This is a genomic window from Paenibacillus sp. J22P51 (genome assembly GCF_059692215.1).
In genome coordinates, this window is sequence record NZ_JCAUAZ010000010.1 from 204,220 (window position 1) to 218,002 (window position 13,783).

A 13,783-nucleotide genomic window follows, 5' to 3' on the forward strand; every position below is an offset into this window, starting at 1 on the left:
TTTTGCCCAATTAATGCAATGAATACGTTTTTATTATACTGCAAAATAAAGGAGAGATAAACATTCAACCTGATCTTGCTTATACTTAAGGAGGCTTATATATGAAATTATCCGTATTTACTGTCGCTACACCAGATTTAACACCTGAAGAGCTTGCTAAAGCGGCTGCTGCTGCCGGTATTACTGGCATTGAGTGGCGCTTCAAAGATATTCCTGCGGACGCAGTGGGAGAGACTCCATCATTCTGGAGAAACAATCTGTGCTCCATCGATCCATCTGCTTCGGATGCAGAACTAGAGCGCTTCAAGCAAGCAGCTCTTAACGAAAACCTAGTGAATCTGAGCATTACACCGTATTTGAACAACTGTGATGTAGCGGAAACGGAGCATGTCTTCAAAGCGGCTCAAAAAATCGGCGTTCCTTTTATTCGTGTTGGCGTGCCTGGCTACGATAAGAGCAAAAACTACAATGATTTGTTTGCCAAAGCAGTGGACTACCTTCACCATGTCCAAGAGCTTTCCCAGCAGTATGGGGTGAAGGGCTTAGTTGAGACTCATCACAATACGATCACTGCGAGTGCCGGGCTGGCGCATAGACTCGTATCTGGTTTCAAACCGGAGAACATTGGTGTGCTACATGATGCGGGCAACATGGTCCATGAGGGCTTTGAGAACCACCGTATGGGCCTTGAATTGCTAGGACCTTACCTTGCACATGTGCATGTCAAAAATGCCGCATGGACGCTTACAGGCGAGGAAAAAGACGGCATTAAGCTTTGGAAAAGCGATTGGTCGCCAATTGATGCGGGTATCGTGAACTGGAAGCAAATGCTTGGCGATTTGAAAGCAGTCGGGTATGACGGCTACCTCGGTATTGAAGATTTCAGCGGTCAATTCGGTTCACAAGAGATGCTGAATAACTTCTCAGCGAAAGTGAAGCAATGGTTGGCTTAATTGTATAAGAGTAAAAACCTTCAAAACCACGTTAATGTGGGGTTGAAGGTTTTTTTGTGCTCGGTATTGGTGGCAAAAATGCAAAAGTGCAAAAGTGCATCCTTTTCAGGGGAAGTAGCTTCATCCTGTTTAATAAATGCAAAAGTACAACTTTTTGGATCGAAAAGGTCTGAAATGAGCTGAAATCACAGAAATTAATGCCTTTTCGCATCAATTTCATCTAAAATCGCTTATTTGTTAGAAAAAAGATGCACTTTTGCACTTCTCAGCCAAGGTGCGGTGCGTGGATCCAATGTTTGCGATACGGTAGTGCTGCTAACTGAATAGATAGCTTGGATAGCTCTACTTGTCTTCCGTATCCAACTTCACAATCGCACGAATCGCAGCTTCAATCTCCCGCTCAATGGCCCCAGAAACGACATCCGTATGCGGATTATACACTTCTCGCAGATCGGCATCTGCATAGCCATCCAAGGCGACAATGGCGCCAGCACGCACACTACGCAGCGAAGCAATGACATAGAGGGCGGAAATTTCCATCTCGACGGCCAATGCACCAGCTTGCTTGTATTTACGATGCGGGAACTCCTCGACTCCTTGGAAGAAAGCGTCCAACGTCACTGTAATCCCTAACTTAACTAGACCGTCCGTTTCAGAAGCCGCTTCATATAGCGCGCGGGTAACAGCGTGATCAGCAACCGCGGGGAAGCCATGTGGCACTAACTGGCGAGTCAAGCCTTCTTCGCGTACCGCTGCGGTGCTTACAACGAGACTCCCAGGTGGCACATCGGCTGAGTAAGATCCAGCGGTTCCGACGCGAATCAGCGTCTTGACGCCGCCTTTGATGAGTTCTTCGAAGCAAACTGCCGCGCCTGGCGACCCGACACCATGACTTACAACGGTGATAGGAACGCCATCCTTTTCGCCAACGAAGGTCCGGTATTCCCGGCTGAAGGAAAGCTCTCTTGCATTCTCCAGTTTGCGTGAAATGGCTTCCGCTCTGAATGGATCACCACACACGATGGCATAAGGAGTTAAGTCTTCCGAATTGACTTGTAAAATAGGTAAAAGCAACTTAATCGAACTCCTTTCTGACCCATTCATCTTCTGGAATAGGGATAGCTTCACCAGAGAAGCGTTGTTCTTCAAAAGGATCCGCCACATTATGGAAACCATTGCGTTCCCAGAAGCCTTCACGATCTTCCGCCATGAACTCGATGCCGCGAATCCATTTGGCACTTTTCCAGAAATAGAGATGAGGGATGACAAGCCGTAATGGCCAGCCATGCTTGAGGGTAAGCGGCTTGCCATCGAAGGTCATGGCCAGCAAGATATCGTCACCCATCAGATCTGCGAGCGGCACATTCGTTTCATACTCATTGTCAGCATGAATCATGACATACTTGCCTTCGGGTTTCACATCTAAGTGTTGAAGGAAATCCCTGAACCGTACACCTTCCCAGACCGTATCCAGCTTGGACCAACGGGTCACACAGTGAATATCGCACTGAATTTGCGTGCGAGGCAGGGCAAGCAAGTAGTCGTAGCTGAACGTTTTCTCTTCGACTACTTGTCCAAAAACGCGTAACGACCACTCCGCCATGTCATACTTCGGTACTTCACCCTCATGTAAAATGGGGAAACGGTCTGTGACGACTTGACCAGGCGGAATTCGACCAGCAAGCTCTTGTGGAACGTCTACAGCGGGAATTTGCATGCGTTTGATGCGCTCCGCTTTGGTGTCTTTATGCATCTGCCATCCTCCTAAGCTTACTTAACTTTATTAACGCGAACTGCCATTCGCTTTCTGTGCATCCGCCAAATAATTGCTTTTACGGAAGAACAACATGGCAAGCAGTGTCACGATATAAGGCAGCATTTGTGTGAAATGGGTTGGTAATGAGAAGCCCTGAAGTCGGATACTAAACGCATCCATTAAGCCGAACAGCAAGCTGGAAGCCATGACGCCAATCGGATTGGCTTGCCCTAGCATGGTTGCAACGAGTGCGATGAAGCCGCGGCCTGCTGTCATGCCTTCAGTGAACATGGTCACTTGTCCCAGTGAAAGCTGAGCGCCTGCTAGTCCGCAAAGAACACCACAGATGAGAACAGCCAAATACTGCATCCGATTGACCTTAATACCGATACTTTTCGCTGCAACCGGGTTTTCCCCGACAGCAATCATGCGGAAGCCAATAACGGACTTAAATAGTAAATACTGAAGACCGAATACAAGTACAAAAGCTAGATAAACAAGAGGGGAATGCCCGGAAATAATCCCGCCAATGACAGGGATATCTTGAATGAAGGGGATGTCCCATTTCGGAAGTCCGATCATATTTTTATCATAGTAAGCGCCTTTTACATTAAAAATGGCTTTCAAACAAAACGCTGTTAAACCTAAGGCTAGGAAGTTGAATGAAATACCGACGACAATGACATTCGCTTGCAAATGGATACTCATAAAAGCAAATATCAGTGAAAACAGCATGGTTATGGCTATGGCGATGAGCACGGCAAGGAATACGTTGCCTGTGTAATAATTACCCACAATCGCCGAGAAGGCGCCGACCAAGACGAACCCTTCCAAGCCGACATTAAACAATCCGACCCGCGAACAGATCGCCCCGCCGAGTGCTGCAAGAAGAATGGGAGCGACCATGCGCAGCATGGAGTTAAATAAAGATACATCAAGAAGATGCTCCATCGCCCTTGCCTCCTTTCCGACGTTTCCATAGGGTATAGCTGAATTTAGCTGTTACAAAGAGAATTAGCAACGATTGAATGACACTGGATATCTGCAGTGGAATGTCTGTATTGCGTTCAACACCCATGCCTCCAGTCTGCAGGGCAGCAAGGAGAAGAGAGGCTATGGCCGTACCTAAGGGATGAGCCCCTGAAAGCAAAGTCGCCATGATGCCTGACCAAGCGTAGCCTGGATTCGATATCATCCCATCGGTATAGCGATATTGCATACCAAGCACCTCGACGGCTCCGGCAAGTCCGGCGAATCCGCCGCTGGCGAACATACTCGTTAGCATGACTTTCCGTCTATTTACCCCGCCATAAGCTGCAAATAACGGATTATAGCCCAACATCCGAATTTCATAACCTGCAACGGTATATTTAATGAACAAGAACAAGAGGATGGCTAGTCCAATGGCTATGATAAAGCCGACATGGACGCTCATACCTTGAAACAGCTTGGGAAGCCATACGCCTTTATCAATCATCATCGTTTGGGCGAGCGCTGCTGAACCCGACTTGTCTTTGAAAGGATAGGCAACTAAATACCCTGCGAATAAAGCCGCTATATAATTAAGTAACAACGTCGTAATGATCAAATTCATCCGGAATTTAGCATCGAGCCAGCCTGCGAACGCTGACCAAATGCCGCCTGCCAGAATCCCGCCAAGAATGGCAGCCAGCAATTTAAATAGCGGAGGTCCAGGCAGGTATAGCGCAACCATGGCGCTGGATAAAGCGCCAAGAATCATTTGGCCTTCCGAACCCATATTGAAAAATCCAGCACGAAAGGCGATTGAAACGCCTAACCCAACAAGAATGAGTGGAGTGGCGCGCGTTAACGTATTCGTGAAATAGAAGAAGTTGCCGAAGGCACCTTTCCACATCTCGGTGTACGTTTCAATGACGGACCCGCCAATCAGCGTAATGGCAATCGCACCACCGAGCAAACCGATGACAACGGCAAGCAATGGCTGAATCCAAGCGCTTAGATTGAGTCGACTTTTAAGCATCTGAATTTCCTCCTGCCATCCATAAGCTAATTTGCTCCTCTGTTGCGTCCTCTGCTGACAATTCGCCGACAATTCGTCCTTCATACATGACAACGATCCGATCTGACAGCTTGAGAATCTCTGTTAATTCGGAGGAGACTAATAAGATAGCTCCCTGTTCATCTCGTTTGCGTAGAAGCTCTTCATGAATCAATTCCATGGCCCCAATGTCAACACCGCGAGTAGGCTCAGCAGCAATGAGGAAAGGTTGTTTCTGCGCAATCTCTCTGGCCACAATAAGCTTCTGCAAATTCCCGCCGGACAGGAACTTCACTTTGGTATCTTGTGAGCCAGCCTTAATCTGAAATTGTTGGATGAAGCCGCTCACCATGTGACGGAGCCCCATGCCTTGTAAAAAGCCTGAGCGACTTTTGGTTTTATGATGGCCCATCGTGCCATTTTCTAACACAGTGCCTTCTTTGGCAGCACCCCATTGATAACGATCCTCAGGTACATGGGAAAGCCCAATTTCTCTGATTTCGCGAACGGAACGTCCTCGGACAGGCGTACCTAATAATTGGATTTCTCCCTGATCAATCGTTTGGAGTCCGGAGATCGCTTGAATCAATTCCGATTGGCCATTACCTGAAATACCAGCAATACCAACGATTTCCCCGGCTTTCACTTGCAAATTGACACGGTCGAGATCAGGCTTTCCTTTATCTCCAAGAATGGAAACATCCTGAACCTGAAGTACGGTCTGACCAACATTCACATCTCGTTTCTGAAGCTGCTTCAAATCTCTGCCTACCATTAACTTGGAAAGCTCTTCGATGCTAGTTGCGTCTGCGTCTACCGTGCCTGTCATTTTCCCGTCCCGAAGCACGGTTACCCGATCAGCAACTTCCATCACTTCATGCAGCTTGTGCGTGATGATGATGAAGCTCTTGCCTTGATTGGCCAGGCTTCTCATAATGACGAGCAGCTCTTTCGCCTCCAACGGCGTAAGCACACCAGTGGGCTCGTCCAAAATAATAATGTCGGCCCCTTGATACAACACCTTCAAGATCTCCACGCGCTGCTGTAATCCTAACGGACAATCAGCAACCTTCTTACGTGGATCAATCGGTAAGCGATATTTCGCACAAAGCTCTTCAACCTGTGAGATCGCTTTTTTACGGTCAAAGGCAAGACCAGCTTTGGGTTCGTTGCCAATCACGATATTTTCAGCCACGGTAAACGACGGAAAAAGCATGAAGTGCTGATGCACCATACCGATACGATGACGAATAGCGTCAGTGGGGTTGGTAAAAACAACTTCTTTGCCATTCAGAAGAATACTGCCAGCCGTAGGCTGCTCCATGCCGTATAAGATGCGCATTAGGGTTGTTTTGCCGGCGCCATTTTCCCCGACTAATGCATGAATTTCACCTTGACGCAGCGAGAAATCAACGCCCAAATTCGCTGTTAAATTGCCATATGTTTTTGTAATTTGACGCATTTGAAGCAGCATAACGGTTTTTCGCTCCTCTACCTAGACATGAGGAAACTGCTTACGTCTCCGTAAACAGTTTCCAGGTCAAACATATGCGATTATCGTACTGTGACTATTTTACTGGATTTTCTACTTTCACTTTACCAGAAACGATATCATCACGTATAGCTTTTACCTTCGTAATAACATCTTGTCCAACGAAAGGACTTAGTGCAGACTTCGTTTCTCTCGTCACGAATGTAAGACCAACGCCATCTTCTTTCAAGCCGTAGTCAACAGCACCGAATTTGAACGTGCCATTTACGAAATCTTTCACGGTTTGATAAGCAACAGCATCTGTCCCTTTCAATTGGGAAAGCACGATATGTTGTGGATCTGTTACCGTACGGTCAATATCTTGTCCGGAAGTAAAGAAGCCTTTTTCTTTCGCCGCTTCAAATACACCAAGATCGCCTACAGCCGATGCGCCTGCAATGAAGTCTGCGCCTTGCGAGAATTGAGTTAATGCCAACTCTTTCGCTTTAGCTGGATCCGTGAAGCTGCCTACATAGTTAACGATGAATTTCGCATTCGGATTTGTTGATTTCAATCCTTCTTGGAATCCAACGGTATATTTCTTGATAAGTGGGATATCTACGGCCGCAACCATACCTACCACATTTTTCTTCGTAGATAGACCCGCTGCTGCTCCAAGCAAGTAAGCTGCTTCATGCTCACGGAAGACAACGCTGCGAACATTCGGAAGATCAACAACAGTGTCAATAATCGCGAAGGATTTCTTCGGATTCTCAGTTGCTACCTTTTTAAGTGCATCTTCAGCTGTGAAGGAACTTGTAATAATCAGATCATAGTTATCAGCTACGGCAGCGCGCAAGTTTTGCTCGATGGCGCTAGCATCTGCGGATTCTACGGTTTTTACGGTAACACCAAATTCTTTACTAGCTTTCTTTACACCCTCATCCATTTGTGTGAAGAAGGGGTTCACACCGATTTTCTCAGGCGTAATAAGGATAATCTTCTTATCTGATTTGGCTGCTGGCGCACCCGATGCTGCAGGTGATGCTGTGTCTGTCTTCGCAGCCCCGCATCCTGTTAGTAAGACAGTTGCGGCAAGAACTGAAAATATGGCTTTTTTCATGATGTGTTTCTCTCCTCTATATCTAGTGTGTATGTAATTAACCAATGACTTGGTTTATATCCTACTAAAAAAGTCGGATATAGTCAAAGGAGTTATTTTCCAATTCGACAAAATCAAACAATTTTCAACATATTTAAAGCCTAACGGTTATTATACTAAAATGCACGCTCACAATCCATAAGAATTACTTGGCAACTTTATTACGCATCCGCAGCGTCATCCACGCACTCCAGCCATAAATCGCTGCACTCACGTAAAATAATACATCGATCGTCAACCAATCAATGATATACCCGCCGATAAGTACTGCAAATCCGGATGAAACCGATGTCCAGAAGTGGTAATTGCCAAGCGTACCACCACGTTGTCCAGACGCTGTTCCATCCGCAAGCAACCCCCGTTCGCTCATTTTTTGCATGGCGTTGCATACACCCATGAAAGCTTGAATGCATAAGACAAATCCGTACGAAGGAATCCAAGGGAAGACGAGCATTGCTCCCATCATACCGAGCGAACTTCCTGCCATTAGCTTCACCGAGGCGTGGTCTACGAGCTTTCTCAGCCAGAGGGCCGATGCCGCAGAGCTTATGGTGAATACGGCGAAAGCGAGGCCATATGCGGAATACGTACTGCCGAGATTTTTCAAAAACAACAAATAATACGGATAAATCATCCCTGCCGCCAATGTCGCTAAGCTTTGGGATCTGATGAGCAATTGAACATTCATCCTAATGCCCCCTATAATCGTCATAGAATTGGTTCATAAAAACATGCTGTGGGTCCCACGTGTCTTTGGCTTGGAAGAAGGCTTCCGCCTTTGGATAAATCGTCTGGAACTGATCTACCGAAGGGAAAGGAGCATAAGGCAAATAATAGGAACCATTCAAGGGAATTAATTGATTGATGATCCGCCGGATTCCCTGGGTCATACGAGCTTGCGCCGCCTCACTTAGCGGTGTATTGAATAGACAAACGAGGGCGAACATGTCGCTCTTCGCATACGACAGCGTAGCTTCCTCATCATGATTAACGTAACGAACCGTAATATTTAATAGGTTTAATTGTTCCTCTTGAAGGATTGGTTTCATGCTGTTAACGAAGTCCGCAAAATGTTCCACAGGAATGAAATATTCTTGAAGTAGATCATTCTTAGAATCCGAGCTATAGTCCATAAAGTCAGATTCAGATCGCATCGCATTGTTACGCGTTAGAATCGTACTCCGGCCAGTGAGGAAGTACCGCTGTAAATCCCAGAATGCATTCTTCGCCCAATCAAATGATCGATTGAGTCCAAATAGAAGCTTCAATGGCAACACGTAGCTGTCCTTCAGCTTTAACTTATTGTAATCGGTAAGAGGAAGATCAGGTCGTGACATGTAATTCGAAGCATACATTTCCGATAAGAATGAATCCGGTGCGACAGAAATACGTGCGAGATGCATATGGATGTCAGGATTCTTTTTAACATGGTTAAGAAAATAATCCATATAAGTTTCAGTTGTCATCGTGTCGCTTGTCATTTCGTACACTTCATCCTCTGTTAGCGACAATGTCAAATCCAAAATGACACCGAACAATCCATATCCACCCAGCGCCATTGGGAATAGCTCCGCGTTTTCAGAGCGGGAAACATTTCGAATATTGCCATCAGCCCCCAGTAGTCGAAAGGATTCAACTGTACTAATGAGAGAGCCATTCCGAATGTCACGGCCATGTGCATTGACTGAGATTGAGCCTCCGATTGTAAAAATATTTTGCGACTGCATCGTCTTCACAGCAAGACCGTACGGATTGATAACCTTCTGCACATCTGCCCAAGTAGCTCCGGACTGTACGGTAATCATCTTGGCCTTCTCATCGAAGGCGAGAACCTTGTTAAATGGGGTCATATCTAGAACAATACTGTCCTTGTAATAAGTATGCCCGCCTTGGCTGTGCCGCTGGCCAGCAATAGAAATCTGGAGCCCTTTCGCGCGAGCATCCTTTACAATCTCTTGAAGCTGCTTAATTTCCTTGCTTGGAATGACCCGCTCGATCTTCACAGGTCGAAGCTTACTGTAATCCGATCGCAAGAAGGGATCCTCGCCAGCGACCAAGGTCCTCGCATACTGCCAGAGGCATAACGCAATTAATAGGAGTAATACCATCATTTTCTTCATGTGATGCGCCCATCTCCCAACTGTCTAGTTATGGCGACGTTTTGCGAAGCTGATCTCACTTACATTATATGCCCTAAATTATTCCTTTAGTGTAATTTCACACCTTTAGCTATGTCAATTGAAGCGAACCGTAGGCTAAGTTGATATCGACCGATATATTTGTGTAAGATGGAGGGAAAGATCCGCTTGCAAGAATTGGGAATGGAATTAGGAGTATGAAGGAGGCGAGCCATGGCGCGTTCGAAGCCGCTTTGGTTGCTAATTAGTTGGTTTGTTGTTGCCATTCTTGGGTTATTGATATTGAAATGGACAGGTATATGGAAGCATGTGGATCTGAACTGGGTCACGAGATGGTTGCGTGATTTGGGCCCACTAGGCGGATTACTGTATATCCTTGCGTATACACTCAGACCATTAGTCTTGTTTCCCGCAACACCATTGACCCTCTATGGGGGTTATGTATTTGGTGCATTTTGGGGGACGATTTACGATGTTATCGGGGCAGGTGCAGGCGCACTACTGTCTTTCTATATTACACGCAGATGGGGCCGCGGCAGCTTTCAACGCATTTTACGAAGTCCTAAGCTGTTATCTTTCGATCAAAAGGCAGAGGAAAAGGGCTTCATGGTCGTGCTCTATATGCGGCTCATGCCTTTCTTTCCTTTCGATGGGATCAGTTACGGGGCAGGATTATCGAAAATCCGCTTCTGGGACTATACCTGGGCTACGTTCATCGGGATTATACCTGGAGCCATAGTGTACAACGTATTTGGTGCGTCCTTAAATGATATTTGGTCGTGGAAGTTTCTCGGAGCAGTAGGAATGTATGCTGTTTTTGCTATCGTTCCACTGATTATTAAGAAAAGACAAGGGCGCAAAATGCGCCAAGCAGCGTAAGAGTAGGAATGAAAATTTCGCCGTGGGAGGCATGGGAAAGATGAAGGGGAACGTTGTGGTTAGCAGGTATGGAATCTGGCGCATAGGGGGAGCGGGTGTTCTGCTCCTTATCTTTATTGTGCTGTCGCAGAGCATTTCTGCGAAATGGTTACAAGACTTTGATCATCATGTAGGCGGTTACATACAAGATCAGAGAGGTGATCTATGGACTCCCGTTGCCAAGGTATTCACCTTCATGGGAAGCGGATCGACGGAATTTATCCTTTTTTTTCTGGTTGCGGGGCTGTTGATTTTTAAATTCAAGCATAAGTGGGAAACGCTTGTCATGTTCCTAGGTGTGCTTGGTGCGTGGGGGCTTAATACAGTACTGAAAAAGCTGGTTGAGCGCGAACGTCCATTCTCAGAGGGATGGCTAGTCGAGGTAGATGGATTCAGCTTCCCAAGCGGTCACGCGATGGTGTCTATTCTTTTCTATGGGCTGCTTGCTTATTTACTATGGGTGAATGTGCGACACTCGTGGCGAGCGGCTTGGGTGATACCCGTGTTAGCTGTTCTAATTATCTTCAGCATTGGACTTAGCCGGATTTACCTCGGTGTTCATTACCCAAGTGATGTGCTGGCGGGCTACACGGCTGGCGGTGTTGGGCTCCTCGGTTGTATGCAGGCGGTTCGGAATATAAGGAGCAGAAAAACGGGGGCAATCGAGAGCAAGATAAGTAATAAAGAAAAAGGAAGTCATACAGTTTCCCAGTAGGGGGAGCGCTCGCAAATGTAAAGAGGTGTACGCTTGCGACATGGATAAACGCGAAATAGATAAAAACGAAATAATAAAAGAGATGGCATATTATATTGGGAAAGAGAATATAGATCAAATTAACCTTTCCACTTTATTAACCGTATAAAATGACTACCACGTTAACAACTCGCCCAACAGGACAACGCCACTTCGGTTTGTCCTTTTTTCTTTTGTGAGCTGGGCGTTGTATAATTATCATCATCACCCTGAAGAAGACTCAGAAAGAAGGGATGACTATGCTGAAGTTAAGTATTCTTGATCAGTCACCAGTATCATCCGGATTTACCCATAGTGAGGCATTACAACAAACAATTACACTCGCGCAGCTCGCTGACCGTCTCGGCTACACCCGATTCTGGGTATCGGAGCACCATAACTCAGCAGGGCTTGCCGGTTCCTCGCCAGAGGTTTTATTATCCACGCTGGCTGCTCGCACAAGCCGAATTCGGCTTGGTTCTGGCGGCGTGCTGCTTCCTCATTACAGCGCCTACAAGGTCGCTGAGAATTTTCGCATGCTCGAGGCGCTCTATCCTGGGCGCATCGACCTTGGTATCGGGCGTGCGCCAGGCGGCACGCCGCATACAGCGAAAGCGCTGCGTGGCGTCGGCGCAGATCTGTTCGAGGGACTGGAGCGGTTCCCAGCGCAAGTCACGGATCTGCTGCGGTTCCTCACCGACTCGGTGGAACCCGGGCATGTGTTCGAGGGCATCCGTGCCACCCCTTTGGTGGCCTCGATGCCCCAGGTGTGGCTGCTCGGCTCCACGGGGCAGAGCGGGGTGTATGCATCGCAGGCAGGCGCAGCCTTCTGCTTCGCGCACTTCATCAACGGAGCGGGAGGTCAGCATGCGGTACGAAGCTACCGCAGCTCGTTCCAGCCGTCCGCATTGAATGTCGTGCCGCAGGCGACAGTCTGTATTTATGTGCTGTGCGCCGAAACGTCAGCGGAGGCGGAGGAGCTTGCGACCTCAATCGATTTGCGCATTCTGCAAATGGAAAAAGGCGAGTTCACCGGAGTGAAATCGCCGAAGGAAGCTGCGGAATATGCGTATTCCGATTGGGATCAAACCCGCGTGAGAGATAATCGCTCGCGGATGATCGTGGGCAATCCGGGCGAAGTCAGGGAACAAATCCTGCGACTCGCCGAAAGCTATGGTGTTGACGAAGTCATGGTCGTCGCAGGCGGCCACCAGGTGGAAACAAGACTGCGGACCGTAGAGTTGTTAGCGGAAGCTTTTGAATTATGTCATCAGCACAGTTACGTGATATAGGGGATCAAGAATGGCGCCCTGACGCTGCAGGCAGATATCGATCGCCTAGCGATTGTTCTTCGGTCGTTTATCGATTTCTTGTGTGACAATAAACGCAAGCTCTTCATTGCCAAAGAGGGAAAGCACGCCAAGCAGTGTGTCATCCGGCACCTCGCCGGCTTCTTCTTTGGGCACCGTTAATTCAAGAGCTTTCTCTAGCGCTTCATTATTCGGCTGGTCTGGATAGGCACTATGATAAAGTGCGGCTGGATCCAGACCATGGTTAATACACCACTGTGCAAAAACCAAAATCATCATATGCTCTTCACGTTTGTAATTTTCGATCATTTGCTCTTCTAATTGTTTATTATTCATTGAGTAAAAGACATCTCCTTATACAACCTCTTTGCAACACGCGTAATATCTAGGCCAACTTCTATCGACCTGCGAGTGGATGGGTTCATTATAGCGAAAGATTAGGTGTATTCACAATGATTATTAAGAATGAGAAAATTAAAGCATCCGAAGTTCAGGTCACTGGGCTACAGGGTGAGGATCTGGGCGTTATGTCCACGAAAGATGCGCTTGCTTTGGCGAAAAAATTAAAAGTTGACCTCGTCTGCACCTCGCTCATGAGCAGCCCGCCACCTTGCAAGCTGATCGGAGCGGGCGCAGCGAAACAAGAAGCCTTGCAGGAAAAGCAGCAGGCACGGAAGCAAGAACTGGGCCCGAAGGTCAAAGAGCTTCGCTTGACGGCGAACATTGAAGATCACGATCTCGAGACGAAGCGTCAGCAGGCAGAGCGCATACTGAAAGGCGGAGACGCCGTTCTGCTGGTCGTTAAGATCTCCGGCAAGGAAGGCGCGAAAGCGAAGGAACTGCTGGAAATGCTAGTCAAGGAGCTCAGCTCCCACGGTATGAAGCATACAGGTATCCAGTTGAGCGGCAAACAAGCGGCTGTTCAGTTGGATCCTTTGTAAGTAAATATGGACAGCCCTTTGGGGGCTGTCCATATTTTTATGGTATTGAGGCAAACCCAAGCTACTCAGGGGACCCAAGCGGCCTAAGTGTCTCCAATTATTTCCAATTAACTCCAATTAACTCAACCTCCGATAGTCGAAAAGATTTAACTGGAGAAAGTACAGTTAATTCCTTTGTATTCAACTAATTTGAGTGAATAACTGGAAAAACTCCATCTAATCTGGTCAATCTATTGAAAATAGTGATGTATTCGTTGAATTAACTACATATTTGCTCTTCTGTCAAGAAAGTGGACGTCCCTAAGTTATGCCACCCGCTGGTAGTATAGCTGCTCAAATTCGGCGGGAGACATGTAACCAATTGTGCTATTCGACCTTGTC

14 protein-coding genes are annotated in these 13,783 nt (G+C 47.1%); 5 read left to right on the plus strand and 9 right to left on the minus strand.

Translation table 11 applies throughout. The features are described from left to right. Positions 1–101 precede the first annotated feature (101 nt). Positions 102–953: a sugar phosphate isomerase/epimerase family protein gene (locus AC58QC_RS21165; protein ID WP_497417055.1), complete on the plus strand. Its 852-nt coding sequence runs from the start codon at positions 102–104 to the stop codon at positions 951–953. A 342-nt stretch (positions 954–1,295) separates the two neighbouring features. On the opposite strand, the gene AC58QC_RS21170 is transcribed toward AC58QC_RS21165, so the two are convergent. The 8 genes from AC58QC_RS21170 to AC58QC_RS21205 all read right to left on the minus strand — a co-directional run bounded on the left by AC58QC_RS21170 (position 1,296) and on the right by AC58QC_RS21205 (position 9,482). After that, entirely contained in the window at positions 1,296–2,027 is a 732-nt protein-coding gene (locus tag AC58QC_RS21170; protein WP_497417056.1) for a nucleoside phosphorylase, read from the minus strand. Between the two features lies 1 nt (position 2,028). After that, entirely contained in the window at positions 2,029–2,706 is a 678-nt protein-coding gene (locus AC58QC_RS21175; protein ID WP_497417057.1) for a sulfite oxidase-like oxidoreductase, read from the minus strand. A gap of 30 nt (positions 2,707–2,736) precedes the next feature. Further along, positions 2,737–3,660, minus strand: a complete 924-nt coding sequence (locus AC58QC_RS21180; protein WP_497417058.1) for an ABC transporter permease — start codon at positions 3,658–3,660, stop codon at positions 2,737–2,739. Further along, positions 3,644–4,711 carry an ABC transporter permease gene (locus AC58QC_RS21185; RefSeq protein WP_497417059.1) on the minus strand — a complete coding sequence of 356 codons (1,068 nt, stop codon included), beginning with the start codon at positions 4,709–4,711 and terminating at the stop codon, positions 3,644–3,646. Before AC58QC_RS21185 ends, AC58QC_RS21180 begins: the two co-directional genes overlap by 17 nt. Then, positions 4,704–6,203, minus strand: coding sequence for an ABC transporter ATP-binding protein (locus AC58QC_RS21190; protein WP_497417060.1), 1,500 nt, complete (start codon positions 6,201–6,203; stop codon positions 4,704–4,706). The genes AC58QC_RS21185 and AC58QC_RS21190 overlap by 8 nt, the downstream gene beginning before the upstream one ends. Before the next feature lie 94 nt (positions 6,204–6,297). Further along, positions 6,298–7,323, minus strand: coding sequence for a BMP family lipoprotein (locus AC58QC_RS21195; RefSeq protein ID WP_497267741.1), 1,026 nt, complete (start codon positions 7,321–7,323; stop codon positions 6,298–6,300). Between the two features lie 184 nt (positions 7,324–7,507). Continuing rightward, on the minus strand, positions 7,508–8,050 hold the full coding sequence (locus AC58QC_RS21200) for an MFS transporter (protein WP_497417061.1): 543 nt from the start codon (positions 8,048–8,050) through the stop codon (positions 7,508–7,510). A 1-nt stretch (position 8,051) separates the two neighbouring features. After that, positions 8,052–9,482 (minus strand): FAD-binding protein, encoded by a 1,431-nt coding sequence (locus AC58QC_RS21205; protein ID WP_497417062.1) that lies wholly within the window; start codon positions 9,480–9,482, stop codon positions 8,052–8,054. 231 nt (positions 9,483–9,713) lie between these two features. Between AC58QC_RS21205 and AC58QC_RS21210 the strand changes: the two genes are divergently transcribed. The 3 genes from AC58QC_RS21210 to AC58QC_RS21220 all read left to right on the plus strand — a co-directional run bounded on the left by AC58QC_RS21210 (position 9,714) and on the right by AC58QC_RS21220 (position 12,443). Further along, entirely contained in the window at positions 9,714–10,379 is a 666-nt protein-coding gene (locus AC58QC_RS21210; protein ID WP_497417063.1) for a TVP38/TMEM64 family protein, read from the plus strand. Positions 10,380–10,419: 40 nt separating this feature from the next. Next, the gene (locus AC58QC_RS21215; protein WP_497417064.1) at positions 10,420–11,133 is read left to right on the plus strand and encodes a phosphatase PAP2 family protein; all 714 of its coding nucleotides are present in this window, start codon (positions 10,420–10,422) and stop codon (positions 11,131–11,133) included. 278 nt (positions 11,134–11,411) lie between these two features. Next, positions 11,412–12,443 carry an LLM class flavin-dependent oxidoreductase gene (locus AC58QC_RS21220; RefSeq protein ID WP_497417065.1) on the plus strand — a complete coding sequence of 344 codons (1,032 nt, stop codon included), beginning with the start codon at positions 11,412–11,414 and terminating at the stop codon, positions 12,441–12,443. A 45-nt stretch (positions 12,444–12,488) separates the two neighbouring features. On the opposite strand, the gene yxiS is transcribed toward AC58QC_RS21220, so the two are convergent. Further along, positions 12,489–12,797 carry a protein YxiS gene (yxiS, locus tag AC58QC_RS21225; RefSeq protein WP_497417066.1) on the minus strand — a complete coding sequence of 103 codons (309 nt, stop codon included), beginning with the start codon at positions 12,795–12,797 and terminating at the stop codon, positions 12,489–12,491. A gap of 116 nt (positions 12,798–12,913) precedes the next feature. Between yxiS and infC the strand changes: the two genes are divergently transcribed. Then, positions 12,914–13,402 carry a translation initiation factor IF-3 gene (infC, locus tag AC58QC_RS21230; protein WP_497417067.1) on the plus strand — a complete coding sequence of 163 codons (489 nt, stop codon included), beginning with the start codon at positions 12,914–12,916 and terminating at the stop codon, positions 13,400–13,402. Positions 13,403–13,783: the final 381 nt, after the last annotated feature.